Source organism: Arthrobacter sp. efr-133-R2A-63 (genome assembly GCF_030209795.1).
In the GTDB taxonomy this organism is placed as follows: Bacteria; Actinomycetota; Actinomycetes; order Actinomycetales; family Micrococcaceae; genus Arthrobacter; species Arthrobacter bambusae_A.
Map to the genome: position 1 here is coordinate 1 of NZ_JARVRG010000012.1, position 16,712 is coordinate 16,712.

13 protein-coding genes and 1 pseudogene are annotated in these 16,712 nt (G+C 64.7%); 12 read left to right on the forward strand and 2 right to left on the reverse strand.

What is annotated here, in order from left to right:
* Positions 1-198, reverse strand: a pseudogene (locus QRN45_RS05945) (helix-turn-helix domain-containing protein); the annotation flags it as partial.
* Positions 199-300: 102 nt separating this feature from the next.
* Here QRN45_RS05945 and QRN45_RS05950 point away from each other — a divergent pair.
* The 7 genes from QRN45_RS05950 to QRN45_RS05980 all read left to right on the forward strand — a co-directional run bounded on the left by QRN45_RS05950 (position 301) and on the right by QRN45_RS05980 (position 6,496).
* Positions 301-1,752 (forward strand): MFS transporter, encoded by a 1,452-nt coding sequence (locus QRN45_RS05950; RefSeq protein ID WP_284762670.1) that lies wholly within the window; start codon positions 301-303, stop codon positions 1,750-1,752.
* 103 nt (positions 1,753-1,855) lie between these two features.
* Positions 1,856-2,887, forward strand: coding sequence for a zinc-dependent alcohol dehydrogenase family protein (locus QRN45_RS05955; protein WP_284762671.1), 1,032 nt, complete (start codon positions 1,856-1,858; stop codon positions 2,885-2,887).
* Between the two features lie 159 nt (positions 2,888-3,046).
* Positions 3,047-4,066, forward strand: a complete 1,020-nt coding sequence (locus QRN45_RS05960) for an aldo/keto reductase (protein WP_284762672.1) — start codon at positions 3,047-3,049, stop codon at positions 4,064-4,066.
* A 29-nt stretch (positions 4,067-4,095) separates the two neighbouring features.
* Positions 4,096-4,437: a nuclear transport factor 2 family protein gene (locus QRN45_RS05965; protein WP_284762673.1), complete on the forward strand. Its 342-nt coding sequence runs from the start codon at positions 4,096-4,098 to the stop codon at positions 4,435-4,437.
* A gap of 136 nt (positions 4,438-4,573) precedes the next feature.
* Entirely contained in the window at positions 4,574-5,611 is a 1,038-nt protein-coding gene (locus tag QRN45_RS05970) for a zinc-dependent alcohol dehydrogenase family protein (RefSeq protein WP_284762674.1), read from the forward strand.
* Between the two features lie 142 nt (positions 5,612-5,753).
* Positions 5,754-6,086, forward strand: coding sequence for a carboxymuconolactone decarboxylase family protein (locus tag QRN45_RS05975; protein ID WP_284762675.1), 333 nt, complete (start codon positions 5,754-5,756; stop codon positions 6,084-6,086).
* Positions 6,087-6,094: 8 nt separating this feature from the next.
* Complete coding sequence (locus QRN45_RS05980; protein ID WP_284762676.1) at positions 6,095-6,496, forward strand: (R)-mandelonitrile lyase; 402 nt, start codon at positions 6,095-6,097, stop codon at positions 6,494-6,496.
* 96 nt (positions 6,497-6,592) lie between these two features.
* Here the strand turns inward: QRN45_RS05980 and QRN45_RS05985 are convergent, their stop codons facing one another.
* Entirely contained in the window at positions 6,593-7,669 is a 1,077-nt protein-coding gene (locus QRN45_RS05985; RefSeq protein WP_284762677.1) for a LacI family DNA-binding transcriptional regulator, read from the reverse strand.
* A 211-nt stretch (positions 7,670-7,880) separates the two neighbouring features.
* On the opposite strand from QRN45_RS05985, the gene QRN45_RS05990 reads away from it, so the two are divergent.
* The 5 genes from QRN45_RS05990 to QRN45_RS06010 all read left to right on the forward strand — a co-directional run bounded on the left by QRN45_RS05990 (position 7,881) and on the right by QRN45_RS06010 (position 16,079).
* A complete protein-coding gene (locus QRN45_RS05990) occupies positions 7,881-9,197 on the forward strand; it encodes an ABC transporter substrate-binding protein (protein WP_284762678.1) in 1,317 nt (438 codons plus the stop codon).
* Positions 9,198-9,259: 62 nt separating this feature from the next.
* Entirely contained in the window at positions 9,260-10,189 is a 930-nt protein-coding gene (locus QRN45_RS05995; protein WP_284762679.1) for a carbohydrate ABC transporter permease, read from the forward strand.
* Entirely contained in the window at positions 10,186-11,016 is an 831-nt protein-coding gene (locus QRN45_RS06000) for a carbohydrate ABC transporter permease (RefSeq protein WP_284762680.1), read from the forward strand. Before QRN45_RS05995 ends, QRN45_RS06000 begins: the two co-directional genes overlap by 4 nt.
* Positions 11,017-11,130: 114 nt before the next feature.
* A complete protein-coding gene (locus QRN45_RS06005; RefSeq protein WP_284762681.1) occupies positions 11,131-13,758 on the forward strand; it encodes a family 78 glycoside hydrolase catalytic domain in 2,628 nt (875 codons plus the stop codon).
* A 17-nt stretch (positions 13,759-13,775) separates the two neighbouring features.
* Positions 13,776-16,079, forward strand: coding sequence for an exo-beta-d-1,3/1,6-glucosidase (locus QRN45_RS06010; RefSeq protein WP_284762682.1), 2,304 nt, complete (start codon positions 13,776-13,778; stop codon positions 16,077-16,079).
* Positions 16,080-16,712: the final 633 nt, after the last annotated feature.

Sequence of the window (16,712 nt, forward strand, 5' to 3'; positions counted from 1 at the left end):
GTCCGAGGCGCCGGAGAGGTTTCCCCGCTCCAGACGGATGTAGTAATCGATGCTCATCCCGGCAAGCATCGCCACTTCCTCCCGGCGCAGCCCGGAAACCCGCCGGTTGCCGCCGTAGACCGGCAGACCCGCCTCATCCGGGGTGATCCTGGCCCGGCGGGAGGTCAGGAACTTCCGCACGTCCTCGCTGTGTGTCATGGCAACCACGCTACGCCCGGTCGACGGCACGAGGGAGGCACTGACGTTACCCGGAACGGCCATGACTCCCGCCCCGCACGGAATCACGGTTGCATGGAAAGCATGAAACCTGAACCCGCAACAGCTTCCCACCGGGGAGCGATCCTGGCGATCATCCTCGTCAGCTACTTCATGATCCTCCTGGACAACTCGGTCATCTTCACGGCCCTGCCCAGCCTGCAGGCAGAGCTGCGGCTGAGTACCGGCGAGCTCTCCTGGGTCCAGGACGCGTACACGCTGGTCTTCGGCGGCCTGCTGCTCCTCGGAGCCCGCGCCGGTGACCTGCTCGGCCGCCGGCGGGTTTTCGTCTTCGGGCTCGTGGTGTTCTCGATCGCCTCGCTGCTGATCGGACTGGCACCGGCGGGTTGGTGGGCGATCGCCGGACGCGCCGTGCAGGGCATCGGGGCTGCGATCGTCGCACCCGCCTCGCTCTCCCTGCTCACCGCGAGCTTCCCGGAAGGCCGTGAGCGCACCCGGGCCGTGGCCCTGTACGGCGCCACCGCGGGGATCGGCGCCAGCCTGGGCCTGGTCATCGGCGGTGCCCTGGCCCACTGGATCTCCTGGCGGGCCGGGTTCTTCGTCAACGTACCCATCGGCGCCGCGATGATCGCCCTCGCTCCCCGGTTCCTGCCCGAGACCGGCCGCGCCCGCGGACGCTTCGACGCATTCGGCGCGCTGAGCGCGACCCTCGGTGTCGGCGCGCTCGTGTTCGGCATCATCAACACCGCCGACGCCGGCTGGAACTCGCCGGTTACGGTCACGGCCGTCAGCGCCGGCGTCGTGCTCCTGGTCGCGTTCGTGCTGATCGAACGCACGGCGGCCCAGCCCATCATGCCACTGCGCCTGTTCCGGAGCCGCCGCCGCACCGGCGCCTACGTCGCCCGCTTCCTGTATCTGGGGGCGATGATCGGCTTCTTCTTCTTCACCACCCAGTTCATGCAGGAAGTACTCGGCTTCGACCCCCTGCAGGCCGGTCTCGGATTCCTGCCCATGACGGCAGTGAACTTCGCCGTCGCGATGAGCATCCCCCGGCTCATGGGCAAGATGCCGGGCTCGGTCCCGCTCCTGGCCGGGATACTGCTCACCCTCGCCGGGATGTTCTGGCTCAGCCGGGTCGGCACCGACTCCAGCTACCTGACCGCGGTAGCCCTGCCGATGATCCTCATCGGGGCAGGGCAGGGCCTCGCGTTTGCGCCCCTGACCTCCTTCGGCATCACAGGAGCCCCAGCGTCCGACGCCGGCGCCGCATCGGGGCTGGTGAACACCTTCCACCAGGTCGGCACCTGCCTCGGGCTCGGCATCGCGGTCGCCGCCGCAGCCACCGTCCCGGCGGCGGGCTTCGCCGTCGCGCACCTGGCCGCCCAAGTCAGCACCGCACTCACCACCGGCAGCATCCTCCTGCTCCTGGCCCTGGCCGTCACCGCGGCCCTCATCCTGCCCGCCGACCTCGCAGGCCGCCGCACCAGAACACTTCCAGCGGCGCAGCCCATGGCCCTGGCCGAGACCACGCACTGACCCATCAACCCCGCACTTCAACGGGGTACTGACATGCACTCCCACAAGGTCCGTGACCGGTGTTGACTGGAAACTGGCCGACTACCCAGTAAGGAATCCCAACATGCGAGCAACACTGATGTATGGCGCCGGAGACGTACGCGTCGAAACCGTCCCCAACCCCACCATCCAGGAGCCCACCGACGCCATCGTGCGCATCGTCGCCGGCTGCATCTGCGGCAGCGACCTGTGGCCCTACGCCTCCAGGCCGGACTCGGCCGAAGGATCCCGCATGGGCCACGAGTTCGTCGGCATCGTCGAGGAACTCGGCTCCGGGGTGACCGGCCTGGCGATCGGTGATTTTGTCATTGCACCGTTCGTCGCCTCCGACGGCACCTGCGACTTCTGCAAGGAAGGCCTGCAGACATCCTGCCGCCACGGCGCCCACTGGGGCGGGCACGACGACGGCGGCCAGGGCGAATTCGCCCGGGTCCCCCAGGCAGCGGGCACCCTCGTCGTCGTCCCCTCCGGCTTCGATGAGAAGCTGATCCCGTCACTGCTGAGCCTCTCCGATGTCATGTCAACCGGATACCACGCGGCCAAGAAGGCCGGAATCCAGCCGGGCGAGACAGTCACCGTGATCGGCGACGGCGCAGTCGGCCTCTGCGCAGTTCTCTCCGCCAAGCTCATGGGCGCCTCGCGCATCATCCTCATGGGCCGGCACGAGGCCCGCACCGAACTCGGCCGCGAATTCGGTGCGACCGACGTCGTCGCCGAACGCGGCGAAGAGGGCATCGCCAAGGTCAAGGAACTCACCAACGGCGACGGAACCCACGCCGTCCTCGAAGCCGTCGGCCTCAAACCGGCGATCGAGATGGCAATCGGCGTCGTCCGTGACGGCGGCGTCATCAGCCGCGTCGGTGCCCCTCAGTTCTCCGAGGTACCGCTCGGCTTCCCCGAGTTCATGCGCAACATCACACTCACCGGTGGCGTCGCACCCGCAAGGGCATACATCGAGGAACTGCTGCCGCTCGTGCTCGACGGCACCATCAACCCCGGCAAGGTCTTCGATCGCACCATCGGCATGGACGACGTTCCTGCCGGCTACAAGGCCATGGCCGACCGCGAAGCGCTCAAAGTACTCATCCGCCCCTAACGACAACAATGCCGCCCCCCGGGGTCTGGGTCTCTTCCGAAGTGCTACGGAGCACACGACGGCGGCCGTCTAGGCCGCACTGGCGGCCGGAGCGCTTTGCCGTGGTCATCCCCGAAGCCTGAGACCCCCAAAAACCTAAGACAAAGAGAAGGAACCAGCATGGAATACCGATCCCTTGGCCGCACGGGTGTGCACCTCAGCCCCTTATGCCTCGGTGCGATGATGTTCGGCCCCTGGGGCAACAACGACATCGCCGACTCCACCCGCATCATCCACCGGGCCCTCGACGCCGGCATCAACGTCATCGACACCGCAGACGTCTACTCCGGCGGAGCATCCGAGGAAATCCTCGGGCAAGCACTAGCGGGACGGCGGGACGAAGTGTTCCTCGCCACCAAGTTCTTCATGCCCATGAACGAAGACGATCCCAACCAGCGCGGCGGCTCCCGCCGCTGGATCATCCGGGCGGTCGAAAACTCCCTCCGCCGCCTGGACACCGACTACATCGACCTCTACCAAGTCCACCGGCCCAGCCCCGACACCGACGTCGAAGAAACCCTCGGCGCCCTCACCGACCTCGTCCGCCAAGGCAAAGTCCGCTACATCGGCTCCTCCTCCTACTCCGGATCCCAGATCGTCGAAGCCCAGTGGGCATCCCGGGAACGGAACCTGGAACGGTTCGTCACCGAACAGCCGCCGTATTCGATCCTGGTCCGCGGCATCGAAGAAGACATCCTCCCCACGGTCCAACGCCACGGCATGGGCACCCTCACCTACAGCCCGCTCAGCGGCGGCTGGCTCTCCGGACGCTGGCGCAAAGACTCCGCGTCCGCACCCACCTCTGCAGCCCGCCCTAGCGCCCGGTTCGACATGAGCAGCCCGGCCAACCAACGAAAACTCGACATCGTCGAAGACTTGGCCCAGCTCGCCGAACAAACCGGCCTGACCCTCATCGAGCTGGCCATCGCGTTCGTGATCAACCACCCCGGCGTCACCGCCGCCATCGTCGGACCACGCACCATGGAACAACTCGAGTCCTACCTGCCCGCCGCGGACATCACCCTGAGCACAGACGTACTGGACCGCATCGACCAACTCGTCGCACCCGGTGTCACCGTCAACCCCGACGACAACAGCTACGGAACCCACGAACTCACACCTATGGCCCGACGACGATGACAGACATAACCGCGGAGGCGGAGCTAAAAATGCTCCATGAATCCCTGTGCGAGGCGATGGCGGCCGGAGACCTGGCCGAACTGGACAGCATCCTCGCCGAAGACTTCACCCTTAAGCACATGACCGGATACGTGCAGTCAAAGGCGGAATGGCTTGAGGCGATTGGGTCCGGCGAGATGCGGTACCACCGGATGGACACGGTCGAGGCCACCCTCAGCACCGAGGGGACCATGCCCGCGCTGACCGCCAGAACCCTTACCGACGCCACGATCTGGGGTTCCAGGGCCACCTGGCGCCTGACGCTGCGCTCCTGGTTCGAGCCCCGCGGAGACGATTGGGTCATAGCCCGCACAGTCGCATCAACATGGTGAATCACACACAGACTGCCCTTTTGTCGGAAGCAAGCAACGCACCGGACGAAAGGAATGGCTACGGAGGGCCCGAAGACAGTTGTGCTCCTTGGAATAACCGATCCTCAAGAAACGCCAGAAAACGGAGAGATATCTAATGCGAGCAACCTTTATGTATGCAGCCGGAGACGTGCGCGTGGAGAACGTGCCCGACCCCGTCCTGCAGGCCCCGACCGATGCGCTGGTGCGCATTGTCCGTTCGTGCGTCTGCGGCTCCGACCTGCACCCGTATCACAGCATGCCAAAGTCCCATCAAGGATCACCCATGGGTCATGAGTTCATCGGCGTCGTCGAGGAAACCGGCAAAGACGTTTCCTCCCTGAAGAAGGGCGACTTTGTCATAGCCCCCTTCGCATGGTCCGACGTCACCTGCGACTTCTGCCGCGAAGGGCTGCAGACCTCCTGCCGCCACGGCGGGTTCTGGGCCTCCGGCGGGATCGGCGGCGCACAGGCCGAAGCCGTCCGGGTCCCCTTCGCCGACGGCACCCTGGTGAAGGCCCCGGTCGGCGAGGACAGCGAGCTGCTGCCATCACTGCTGACCCTGTCGGACGTCTACGGCACCGGCTACCATGCAGCCATCAGGGCAGGCGTCAACCCCCGCACCACTGTCACAGTCATCGGTGATGGCGCCGTGGGGCTTATGGCCGTGCTGTCCGCCAAGCAACTGGGCGCAGAACAGATCATCCTCATGGGACGACACAAAGGACGCACCGATCTGGGCATCGAATACGGCGCCACCGACGTCGTCGCCGAACGCGGCGAAGAAGGCATCGCCAGGGTGCGTGAACTCGCAGGCGGCGACGGTACCCACACGGTGCTCGAGTGCGTCGGGCACCGGCCGGCGTACGACCAAGCACTCGGCACAGTCCGTCCCGGCGGCGTCATCAGCCGCGTCGGCGTGCCGCAGTACGAGGATGCCCCGATCGGCTTCGGCTCCATGTTCGGACCCAACGTCACCCTCACCGGCGGACCAGCCCCCGTTCGCGCCTACATCGACACGCTGCTACCTGGTGTACTAGACGGAACAGTCAACCCCGGCAAGGTCTTCGACCGCACCATCAGCCTCGACGAGGTGCCGGACGGTTACCGCGCCATGGACTCCCGCGAATCCCTCAAGGTCCTCATCCGGCCGTAACACACACCATCGCGCCAATCACGCCAATCACGCCAATCACGCACGGATTGAACTCACCGACGAGCAGGCCAAACGGCACGAAAAGCCATACACGCTCAGGATGCCGACCGGACACTGACTCACTCACGGAAGGAAAAACAATATGACTGACCAGCCCAAGCAAATCGGAGGTGGCCGGAAGATGTTCGGTGACTTCGCCCCCAAGCTCGCCGAACTCACCGACGACGTGCTCTTCGAGGACGTCTGGAACCGGCCCGAACTGAGCGCACGCGACCGCAGCCTCATCACCGTGGCTGTGCTCACCGCCGGAGGGAATACCGGGCAACTGGGATTCCACCTCGGCCGCGCCCTCGAGAACGGTGTGACCCAGGAGGAGCTCATCGAAGCCATCACCCACGTTACGTTCTACGCAGGCTGGCCTAAGGGCATGTCTGCGATGGGCGTCGCCAAGCAACTCTTCACAGACAACAAGTAAGGACGTCCATGAACATCGAACCCCCCGTGTCGACCACCAAGAACCCGGCCGCCCAGTTCGCCGGCGACGTCTGGCTCGACCCGATCGCACTGCCACATGAAAGCGACCAGACGATGGTCGTAGCGACCGTCCGGTTCGCGCCCGGTGCCCGCACTGCCTGGCACTCCCACGAGCACGGCCAATATCTCCGCGTCACTCAGGGCGTCGGCCGTTTCGGTACCCGGGACGGCAAGATCATCGAGGTCCACCCCGGCCAAACGCTCTACACCCCGCCCGGTGAGGAGCACTGGCACGCCGCCGCCCCCGGCTGCTTCATGGAACACATCGCCATGCTCCAAAACGGCGAAGACCCATCCAAGACCACCACGTGGGCCGAGCACATCACCGACGACGAATACAACGGCCGCTGACCACCGGAGGCAATTTCATCAGCCCCCGACGTCGAAGAGGTGCGTTCCCATGGAATTCGGTTGATTATTCCTTCAGGTGATGGCGGGGGCGTGCCTTCATTCAGGGACGCCCCCGAGTTCCTTCTGCCGATCCGCCCCCGCGGTCCCATGAGCTGGTGGCGGGGCAGTGGTTGATCGAAGCACCAGCCGGGGCGTGACCAGGGTGGATACGGGCCCGGTTCTGCCCTTGATGCGCTCGAGGAGCAGTTTTGCGGCCAGAGACCCCATTTCGGTGCCGGCCTGGTCGATGGTGGTCAGGGAGAGCGGATGCATTGATGACATGGGTATGTTGTCGTAGCCCACTATTGAGATATCGCCCGGAACACTCCAGTTGGCGCGGGAGAAAACCTCCATTGCCCCCAGCGCCGGCATGTCGGATCCTGCATGGATGGCGGTGGGTGCCTGCGGGTAGTCGAGGATCAATTCCGCTGCCCGCTGGCCTCCTTCCCGGCTCCATCTGGCCTCAATAACGTCGATGTCGTCTTGAAGTCCGTTCCGGACCATCGCTTCGATGTAGCCCTGGGCCCGGACTTCCTGCGGCATGCCCGGCTGGTTCTTCTCGTCCCCGACGTGTTTCAGGTGGGCGATCTTGCGGTGGCCGAGGGAAACCAGATGGTCCACGATGAGCCCGCTGCCGGCGATGTCATCACTGGCCACCGTGTCGTAGTTCCTGCCAGGACCATGGCGCCCGAGGACGACAGTGGGTGTTGTCCTGCCGACTTCCTCAAGCCACTCTGCCGGGCCGAAAGGGGCAATGAGGACCAGGCCGTCCATGCGGCGGTCCACCATGGCCTCGATCAACCGTCGCTGGGCGTCGAGTCCGGACCTGGCCTGGCCGATGAAGACCTGGTATCCCTGCGCTTCGGCGGTATCGCGGATGCCGTCAATGAGCACGCTGAAGAAGGTGTTGCGCAGGTCCACGAGAAATACTCCGAGGGTGTAGCCGCGCCCGCGCATTCCCCGGGCCATTGCGGAAGGGCGATAGCCCAAGGCCTCCATCGCGGCCTCGACCTTGGCACGCATCGCGTCGCTGAGACCGTATCCATCATTAAGGACCTTTGAGACCGCAGCCTGCGACACCCCGGCGTGCCGGGCGACGTCGGCAATTGTCGCCCGCTTCCCTTGCTCAGCCATCAGGCCCTCCCTCCCAAATGCCACGCCGCCCCCTTGGGGAGCAGATCAACCGGCGTCTTCATGCTATCCCTTGGCAAGCGATGTGATTTGCCCTACAGTGTTAATCGTAAATCGATTTACAACCCATATCAATCATCCGCGGGGAGCAGATTCCCCTGGCGGATTGTAACGTTTCACAAACCGAGTGTTTGTGCTTTACGAGGAGGTAAAGATGGTGGCCATTGCTCGCAGGCCGCGTTGGGCCGTACTAGCGGGAAGCGCCGCGGCCTTGGCCCTTGCGCTGACCGGATGCTCGGGCACTACGGGCTCGGGAGGGGCCCAGACCACACTGACGTTCCTCGTGGACAACGCGGACACGACCGTAGCCATGGCGGATCAAGTGGCGAGCGATTTCAACGCCGCGAATCCGGACATCAAAGTCGAGGTGGAAACCCGTCCACAGGGCGGCGACGGCGACAACATCGTCAAGACCCGGCTGTCCACCGGAGACATGTCCGATGTCTTCGCCTACAACTCCGGTTCGCTGTTCCAGCAGCTCGGGCCGGCACAGAACCTGCTCCCGGTGACCAACGAACCCTACATGTCGGATGTGTCCCCGTCGTTCCTGCCGGTGGTTTCCGCCGGAAAGGAAGCCTACGGTGTTCCCTTCAGCACCGGATCCGCCGGCGCGGTGCTCTACAACAAAAAGGTCTACCAGAAGCTTGGCCTCTCGGTTCCTACGACGTGGTCCGAGTTCATGGCCAACAGCCGCAAGATCAAGGATGCCGGCATCGATCCGATCATCCAGACCTACAAGACCACCTGGACGTCCCAGCTCTTCGTCCTGGGCGATTTCGCCAACGTTGCCGCGGCCGATCCGACGTTTGCCGCGGACTACACCGCGAACAAGGCCAAATACGCCACGACCCCGGCCGCGATCAAAGGCTTCGAGCACCAGGAGGAGGCGGCCAAAGCCGGTTTCTTCAACAAGGACTACGCCTCGGCAACCTACCAGCAAGGCCTGGACAAGCTGGCCAGCGGTGAAGGCGCCCAGTATCCGATCCTGACCGGCGCGATTGCCGCCCTCAAGTCCACGCATCCGGAGAACATCGCCGACATCGGCCTCTTCCCCTTGCCCGGAGACGACGCGGCAAAGAACCCCTTGACCGTCTGGCTTCCCGGCGGCGCCTACATTCCCAAGACGACCCAGCACCCCGCCGAGGCCAAAAAGTTCCAGGCCTTCCTCGCCAGCAAAGCCGGTTGCGCGTCCCAGGCCAAGGGCGCAGCACCCAACGGGCCGTACCTGGTCAAAGACTGCCAGCTCCCCACCGATATCGCCCCGGCAGTGAAGGACATGCTCACCTACTTCAACGACCCGGCCAAGAACAGCCCCGCCCTGGAATTCCTCTCCCCCGTGAAGGGACCGTCCCTGCAACAGATCACCGTGGAAGTGGGTTCGGGCATCCGCTCCGCGCAGGACGCGGCAGCACGCCACGACGACGATGTGAAAAAGCAGGCGCAGCAGCTGAACCTACCCGGCTGGAACTAACCCAAGCAACAACCGCCATCCGGGCCGGAAGGCCGGCCCGGACGGACCTTGGAGACACTGACATGACACTGAACACCACAGCGACCGCACCCGCTGCCAGCAGCCGCCAGGTCACGGAACCGGCCAAACGCCGCAAGGCGAGATCGTCCTACCCGTACTGGTTCTACCTGCCTGCCGCCGTCATCTACACCGGGTTGTTCCTGGTGCCGACGTTCGCGTCCTTCTTCTTCAGCCTGACCCGCTGGAACTTCAACAGCTTCACCTTCATCGGCCTGGACAACTTCGTCCAGTTCTTCAATGAACCCTCACTGCTGAAGGGGTTGACCAACACCTTCATCTACGGCGTTGTCACCGCCGTCCTCAAGGTTGTCCTGGGCATGCTGCTGGGTGTCTTCCTGACCTCCCGCATCATCGCCCGCGGCTACCTCAGGTCGATCATCTTCTTCCCCGTCCTCCTGAGCAGCATCGGCGTCGGCATTGTCTTCACCGTTCTCCTGGATCCGTCCACCGGGATGATCAACAAGGCGCTGGCTGCCATCGGGATCGAGGGACCTTCCTGGCTCACCGACCCCGCCTGGGCACTCCTGTCCGTGGCTTTCGTCGATGTGTGGAAAGGGGTCGGACTCGCCGCGGTGATTTTCATCGCGGGAATCGTCTCCATCCCCCAGGAATACTTCGAAGCGGCCAAGGTTGACGGTGCAAGTTCCTTCAAGTGCTTCTGGAACATCACCCTTCCGCTGGCCCGGCCAGCCACGGCCACCGTCATCATCCTGTCCCTGATCGGCGGACTGCGGTCCTTCGACCTGATCTGGGTCATGACACAGGGCGGCCCCGGCTTCACCTCGGACGTCATCGCGTCCGTGATCTACAAGCAGTACCAGGCCGGCTTCTACGGCCTTTCCACCGCAGGCAACGTCGTCCTCTTCCTCATCGTCACCGCGATCGTCGTCCCGCTTTCCATGCTCCTGAACCGCAAGGAGGTCGAACAGTGACCGCCGCACTCAAGCGATACGGCCTCGGGCTGATCGCCATCGCCATCACTTTCGTCGTTTTCGTCGTCCCCCTGATCTTCATGGTGCTCACCGCCGTGAAAGACCGCCGGGAATCGGCAAAGCTGGAATTCTCCTGGCCAAGCAACTTCGCTTTCCTCCAGAACTTCCAGGAAGTCCTGGCCAAGCGCAACTTCATGCTGGTCACCGCGTTCATCAACAGCACCATCCTGACCGTGGCCAGCGTGAGTATCCTGGTCATCCTTGCCGCCATGGTGGCATGGATCCTGCAACGCCGGCGCAGCCGCTGGAACGGGGTCGCCAACTTCCTGATCCTCTCCGGGCTGATCATCCCTCCCGCAGTTGTCCCCACGATCTGGGTGCTGCAAAGCATGGGCCTCTTCAAGACCCTCCCCGGGCTGATCCTCGTGGAGGTCGCCTTCGGCCTGTCCTTCTGCATCATGCTCTTCAGGGCCTTCATCGCCAGCATCCCCCGGGAGCTTGACGAGGCCGCCGTCATCGACGGATGCGGACCAATACGGCTCTTCTTCCGGGTCATCTTCCCGCTGCTGCGCTCAGTGATCGTGACCGTGATAGTGGTCCAGTCCGTGCACATCTTCAACGACTTCCAGAACCCGCTGTACTTCCTCCCGGGAGATGCGAACGCCACCGTCCAGCTCACGTTGTTCAACTTCCAAAGCCAGTTCACCACCAGCTACAACCTGCTCTTCATGAACATCCTGCTCATCACGATCCCGCCGTTCATCATGTACCTGTTCTTCAACCGGCAAATCGTCGCAGGCATGACCGCCGGGGCCGTCAAGGGCTGACGCCCGCAACACACCGCAGACCCTCCCCGGGACCGGCAGCCGCCGCCAACCAGCCAGAGCCCATCCTCCCGGACGCCTGAAACCGCGTCCTCCCCGACCAAGGAGACCTCAGTCATGCCTGCCCTCACCCACCCGGTGACCTTCGAACACCTGAGGGAACCACTCGGAATCGGTACCGGGACACCCCGGATCTCCTGGAAGACCAGCGCCGAGCCCGGCTGGGTCCAGCAGGCCTACCAGTTCACCGTGACGACCGAAAGCGGCACGTGGACGAGCGAACGCATCGAGTCACCGGAATCGGTCCTCGTGCCGTGGCCGGCTTCCCCTCTGGCGTCTTCCCAAAGGGCCGAAGTCAGTGTCCGCTTGTGGGGCACGAGCCAGGAGGACCCCGGCCCATGGAGTCCGGCCTCGGTGGTAGAGACCGGCCTGTTGGATCCTGCAGACTGGACCGCCGTCGCGATCGCACCGGGCTGGGAAGAGGACCCCGACACGAACCGGCGGCCTCCCCTGCTTCGACGGAGCTTTTCACTCCCCCGCCCGGTGGCCTCGGCCCGGTTGCATGTGACAGCCCACGGCCTGTACGAGGTGGAGATCAACGGCAACCGGATCGGCAACGATGCCATGTCCCCCGGCTGGACCGTCTACGGCAGTCGACTCCGGTACTACACCTACGACGTCACCGGACACCTGCACAAAGGTGACAACGCAGTCGGTGCATGGCTTGCCGACGGGTGGTACCGGGGGCGGATCGGATTCGACGGCGGGCACCGGAACCTCTACGGGGACAAAGTGGCGCTCCTGGCCCAGCTGCACATCACCTACGACGACGGATCGACCAGTGTCGTGGGGACGGACAGCAACTGGAAAGCCGCCGCCGGGCCCATTCTCTTCACCGGCATCTACGAGGGTGAAAACTACGACGCCCGGCAGCTGCCGGCGGGCTGGAACCAGCCAGGATTCGACGACGACGGCTGGCACCCGGTAACGGAAGTGCCACGGGATCCGCGAACCCTTGTCGCTCCCGAAGGACCGCCAGTACGCTGCACCGGCGAACTACGACCGGTGAGCGTCTCGACGTCGCCATCAGGCAAACTCCTGCTCGACTTCGGCCAGAACGTCGTCGGCCGGCTCCGGATCACGGTCAGCGGCGAACAAGGTTCAACAATGACGCTCCGCCACGCCGAAGTCGTGCAGGACGGTGAAATCTACACCCGCCCGCTACGGCTCGCGAAAGCAACAGACACCTACACCCTGGCCGGCGGCGGCGAGGAAACATGGGAGCCCCGGTTCACCCTGCACGGCTTCCGCTACGCCGAGGTCAGCGGCTGGAGCGGCGGCGACCCGGCCGAAAACATCGTGGCCCGGGTCTACCACACCGACATGGAACGCACGGGCTGGTTCGAATGCTCGAACCCCGACGTCAACCGCCTCCACGAAAACGTGCTGTGGAGCATGAAAGGCAACTTCGTCGACATCCCCACCGACTGCCCCCAGCGCGACGAGCGCCTCGGCTGGACCGGCGACCTTCAGGTCTTTGCCCCGACGGCCAGCTTCCTCTACGATTGCTCCGGCATGCTCTCCTCCTGGCTCAAAGACGTCGCCGCGGAGCAGCTGCCCGACGGAACCGTGCCGTGGTACGTGCCGGTCATTCCCGGCGGGAACTTCTGGACACCGGTGCGCCCGGGCGCGATCTGGGGAGACGTGGCGGTCCTCACTCCATGGACCCTGTACCAACGCTTCAACGACCCGGAAATCCTTGCCCAGCAATACCAAAGCGCCAAAGCCTGGGTGGACCTGGTGGACCGCCTGGCCGGAAGCGATCACCTCTGGAACAACGGGATGCAGCTCGGCGACTGGCTGGATCCCAGTGCCCCGCCCGAAAAGCCCATGCAGGCCATGACGGACCCCTACCTGGTCGCCACAGCGTACTTTGCCTGGTCGGCGCTGCACCTGGCCAAATCCGCGGCCGTCCTGGGAAAGTCCGAGGATGAACTGCACTACCTGCAGCTCTCGCGGAACATCGCCAACGCCTTCGCACGCGAATACATCCACCACGATGGCCGCATGGCCAGCGACACCCAGACAGCCTACGCCCTGGCCATCGCGTTCGACCTCTTCCCGGACGGCAAGACCCAAGAACGGGCAGGCCACCGCCTGGCCCGGCTCGTCCGGGCTGCGCGGAACCGCATCGCCACCGGCTTCGCCGGCACGCCCGTGGTCACCGACGCCCTCACCGCCGTCGGCGAACTCGACGCCGCTTACGACCTCCTTCTTGAAAAGGGCTGCCCGTCCTGGCTCTACGCCGTCACACAAGGAGGCACCACGATCTGGGAACGATGGGACTCCATGCTCCCCGACGGGACCGTCAATCCAGGCGACATGACCTCCTTCAACCACTACGCCCTCGGCGCCGTGGCCGACTGGATGCACCGCACCGTAGCCGGCCTCTCGCCGCTGGAACCTGGCTACCGACGGTTCCTCGTCCGGCCACAGCCCGGCGGCGGCCTCACCTTCGCCTCCGCCCGCCATGAGACTCCCTACGGAACGGCGTCCATCGCCTGGCGCCGGACAGACGCCGGTCACAGCTATTCGATCCAGGTGCCCACCGGAACAACCGCCCGGATCGAACTGCCCGGACGCGAGCCACTGGACGTCGGCTCCGGCAGCCACGACTACCTCCTCGAGAACGTGTCCCCACACCTGGAAACCCGCCACCACCAGCTTCGCGCACGTCGATTTTGAAAGGCAGACCCGCGCCCGTGAACTCACCAACCATTCCGCTCGACGCCGCGACACCATACAAGGACCCGGCCCTTTCCGTTCCCGAAAGAGTCGAGGACCTTCTGGCCCGGATGACGCTCGCTGAGAAAGTCGGACAGATGCTCCAGCTTGACGCCCGCGGCGACGTCGAAGAACTCGTCCTCGACAAGCTGGCGGGATCCCTGCTGCACGCCTCCCCACAGGCGATGATCGATACCCGGGCCCTGGTCGCCAGGACCCGCCTGCAAATCCCGCTCCTGATGGCCGATGACTGCATCCACGGTCATTCCTTCTGGCCCGGCGCCACCATCTTCCCGTCCCAGCTGGGCATGGCCTGTACCTGGGATCCGGACCTCGTCGAACGCGGGGCCAGGGCCGCCGCCGTCGAAATCGCTGCCACCGGGCTGCACTGGACCTTCTCCCCTGTGCTGTGCATCAGCCGGGACCTGCGCTGGGGCCGCGTCAACGAAACCTTCGGAGAAGACCCGCACCTCATCGGCGAACTCGGGACCGCGATGATCCGCGGCTATCAGGGCGACGGGCTGACCGACCCCACCGCCGTGCTTGCAACCGCCAAGCATTTTGCGGGCTACTCCGAAACCCAGGGCGGCAGGGACGCCAGCGAGGCCGATCTGAGCCAGCGGAAACTACGGTCCTGGTTCCTGCCACCGTTCGAGAAAGCCGTCCAGGCGGGCTGCCGGACGTTCATGCTCGGCTACCAGGCCATCGACGGCGTCCCCGTCACCGCCAACCGCTGGCTGCTCAACGACGTCCTCAAGGAAGAATGGGGCTTCACCGGAACGCTCGTCACGGACTGGGACAACGTCGGCCGCATGGTCTGGGAACAAAAAGTCTTCGCCACCGATGCCGAAGCCGCCACCGTCGCGGTCGACGCCGGCAACGACCTGGTCATGAGCACACCCCAGTTCTTCACCGCCGCCCAGGAAGCCGTCGCCGACGGCCGGCTGAGCGAAACCCTCATCGACAACGCCGTGCGCCGCATCCTCACACTGAAATTCGAACTCGGCCTCTTCGAAGACCCCCGCTCCCCCGACCCCGCCCGGCAGGCCGCCGTCGTCGGATGCCCCGAACACACCAGACTCAACACCGAAATGGCCCGCCGCTCCCTCGTGCTCCTCCGCAACGACGGCACCCTCCCGCTCGACGGCGGACTCACCGCCGGGCCTGACGGCCGCGCAGCCACGGAACGCCCCCGCACGATCGCCGTCGTGGGACCCAACGCCGACGATCCCCACGCCCAACTCGGCGACTGGGCCGGGAACTCCGGACAGGTCGGCTGGATGCCCGACGGCCACCCCCGCCATCTCGTCACGACGGTGCTCGACGGAGTCCGCCGCTTCGCCCCGGCCATCTGGACCATCACCCACGCCCGCGGCGCCGACATCGGGTCCCTGGCACCGGACCCGGAAGGCGACACCCTCCCCGACGGTCAGCCGCGACCCAGACAGTTCCGGCCGGCAGCGATCGATGAAGCAATGATCCAGGACGCCGTGAGCGCAGCGCGCGCCGCCGACTGGGCCATCGCCTTCGTCGGAGACACCATCGCGCTCACCGGCGAAAGACGCTCCACCGCCACCTTGGAACTCCAAGGCGCCCAGACCGCACTCATCGAAAGACTCATCGAAACCGGGACACCCGTGATCGTGGTCCTCATCCAGTCCAAACCCTCCGTCCTGCCCGACTCCGTGCTCAACGCTGCGGCCATCATCGAAGCGTTCAACCCCGGAATGCAAGGCGGCCAGGCAATCGCCGAACTCATCCTCGGCCTCATCGAACCCACCGGCAGGCTCCCGATCACCTTCGCCCGCCACGCCGGACAACTCCCCGTCTACTACAACCAGATCCGGGGACAACACGGCACCCGATACGCCGACCTCACCCAGGAACCGCTCTTCGCATTCGGCGAAGGACTCAGCTACACCAACGTGAGCTACTCCAACCTCCGCCTCGACAACCCACGAATCCGCCCCCATGAAACCCTCCACGCGACCGTGACCCTGAGCAACACCGGCAGCCGGCCGGCCACCGAAACCATCCAGGCCTACATCAGCGACACCGTCACCAGCGTCACCTGGGCCGAGAAGGAACTCAAAGCCTTCACCCAGGCAACGATCGCACCCGGTGAATCCGTCGACGTCAGGATCGCAATCCCCGCCTCCGACTGCACGCTCGTCGACGCCGGCGGCCGCCGCATCGTGGAACCCGGCTCATTCGAACTCCTCGTCGGCAGCAGCTCACGTGACCGCGACCTGATCCGGGCATCCTTCACGATCAACGGCTGATACCCGACGTTTGGAGGTCTGGGTAACGGTTGATTCGGGGAATCCTGCGGTTAGGTTGACTACACCGCTACAGATTGCCCTAATGGTTGATCTGTAGCATTGGGTCACTTTCAGTCAGCCGGGACAGACACGCAGCGGCTACTTCCCCGTTGGGCTATCAGACCGGCCACGCCGACATATGGGCACAGAGCCCTCGCAAGCCATGTCGCCCTGAGCTCCTCAAACCATGAAGAAGCAAGAACACAGACCTACCGCCAGCACACCGAAATGAGGCGCCCGGCCACAGCCACCAACAAAAACGGCCTGAAAAACTGATTTGTGTACAGGTCAGAGGGCCTAAGCCCCCTGACCTGCGGAAACACTGTGCCCGAGGTGGGACTCGAACCGGGTTCCGGGCCCCGGAATCACTGGGAAGTCGAGAAAACATAGGCAGTACCGGCCAGTCCCAAGGCAAATGTGTTGACACTGTCAACACCCGCAGATCCGAATCCGTAAGCTTCCCTCATCGGCCGTTCAACAATATGATTCACAACTCGAGGGATAGAGCCTCGCAGTTACGGCACCTTCCCGTGGCGATCGCGATTCGACGCCTCGTCAGCAGGGTGAGCCACCACCGTTTGGGCCTTCCTCGCA

Bases quoted from the DNA above. Each gene is read 5' to 3' on its own strand.
- QRN45_RS05950 (WP_284762670.1), top strand. From the start codon at position 301: ATGAAACCTGAACCCGCAACAGCTTCCCACCGGGGAGCGATCCTGGCG.
- QRN45_RS05955 (WP_284762671.1), top strand. From the start codon at position 1,856: ATGCGAGCAACACTGATGTATGGCGCCGGAGACGTACGCGTCGAAACC.
- QRN45_RS05960 (WP_284762672.1), top strand. From the start codon at position 3,047: ATGGAATACCGATCCCTTGGCCGCACGGGTGTGCACCTCAGCCCCTTA.
- QRN45_RS05965 (WP_284762673.1), top strand. From the start codon at position 4,096: ATGCTCCATGAATCCCTGTGCGAGGCGATGGCGGCCGGAGACCTGGCC.
- QRN45_RS05970 (WP_284762674.1), top strand. From the start codon at position 4,574: ATGCGAGCAACCTTTATGTATGCAGCCGGAGACGTGCGCGTGGAGAAC.
- QRN45_RS05975 (WP_284762675.1), top strand. From the start codon at position 5,754: ATGACTGACCAGCCCAAGCAAATCGGAGGTGGCCGGAAGATGTTCGGT.
- QRN45_RS05980 (WP_284762676.1), top strand. From the start codon at position 6,095: ATGAACATCGAACCCCCCGTGTCGACCACCAAGAACCCGGCCGCCCAG.
- QRN45_RS05985 (WP_284762677.1), bottom strand. From the start codon at position 7,669: ATGGCTGAGCAAGGGAAGCGGGCGACAATTGCCGACGTCGCCCGGCAC.
- QRN45_RS05990 (WP_284762678.1), top strand. From the start codon at position 7,881: ATGGTGGCCATTGCTCGCAGGCCGCGTTGGGCCGTACTAGCGGGAAGC.
- QRN45_RS05995 (WP_284762679.1), top strand. From the start codon at position 9,260: ATGACACTGAACACCACAGCGACCGCACCCGCTGCCAGCAGCCGCCAG.
- QRN45_RS06005 (WP_284762681.1), top strand. From the start codon at position 11,131: ATGCCTGCCCTCACCCACCCGGTGACCTTCGAACACCTGAGGGAACCA.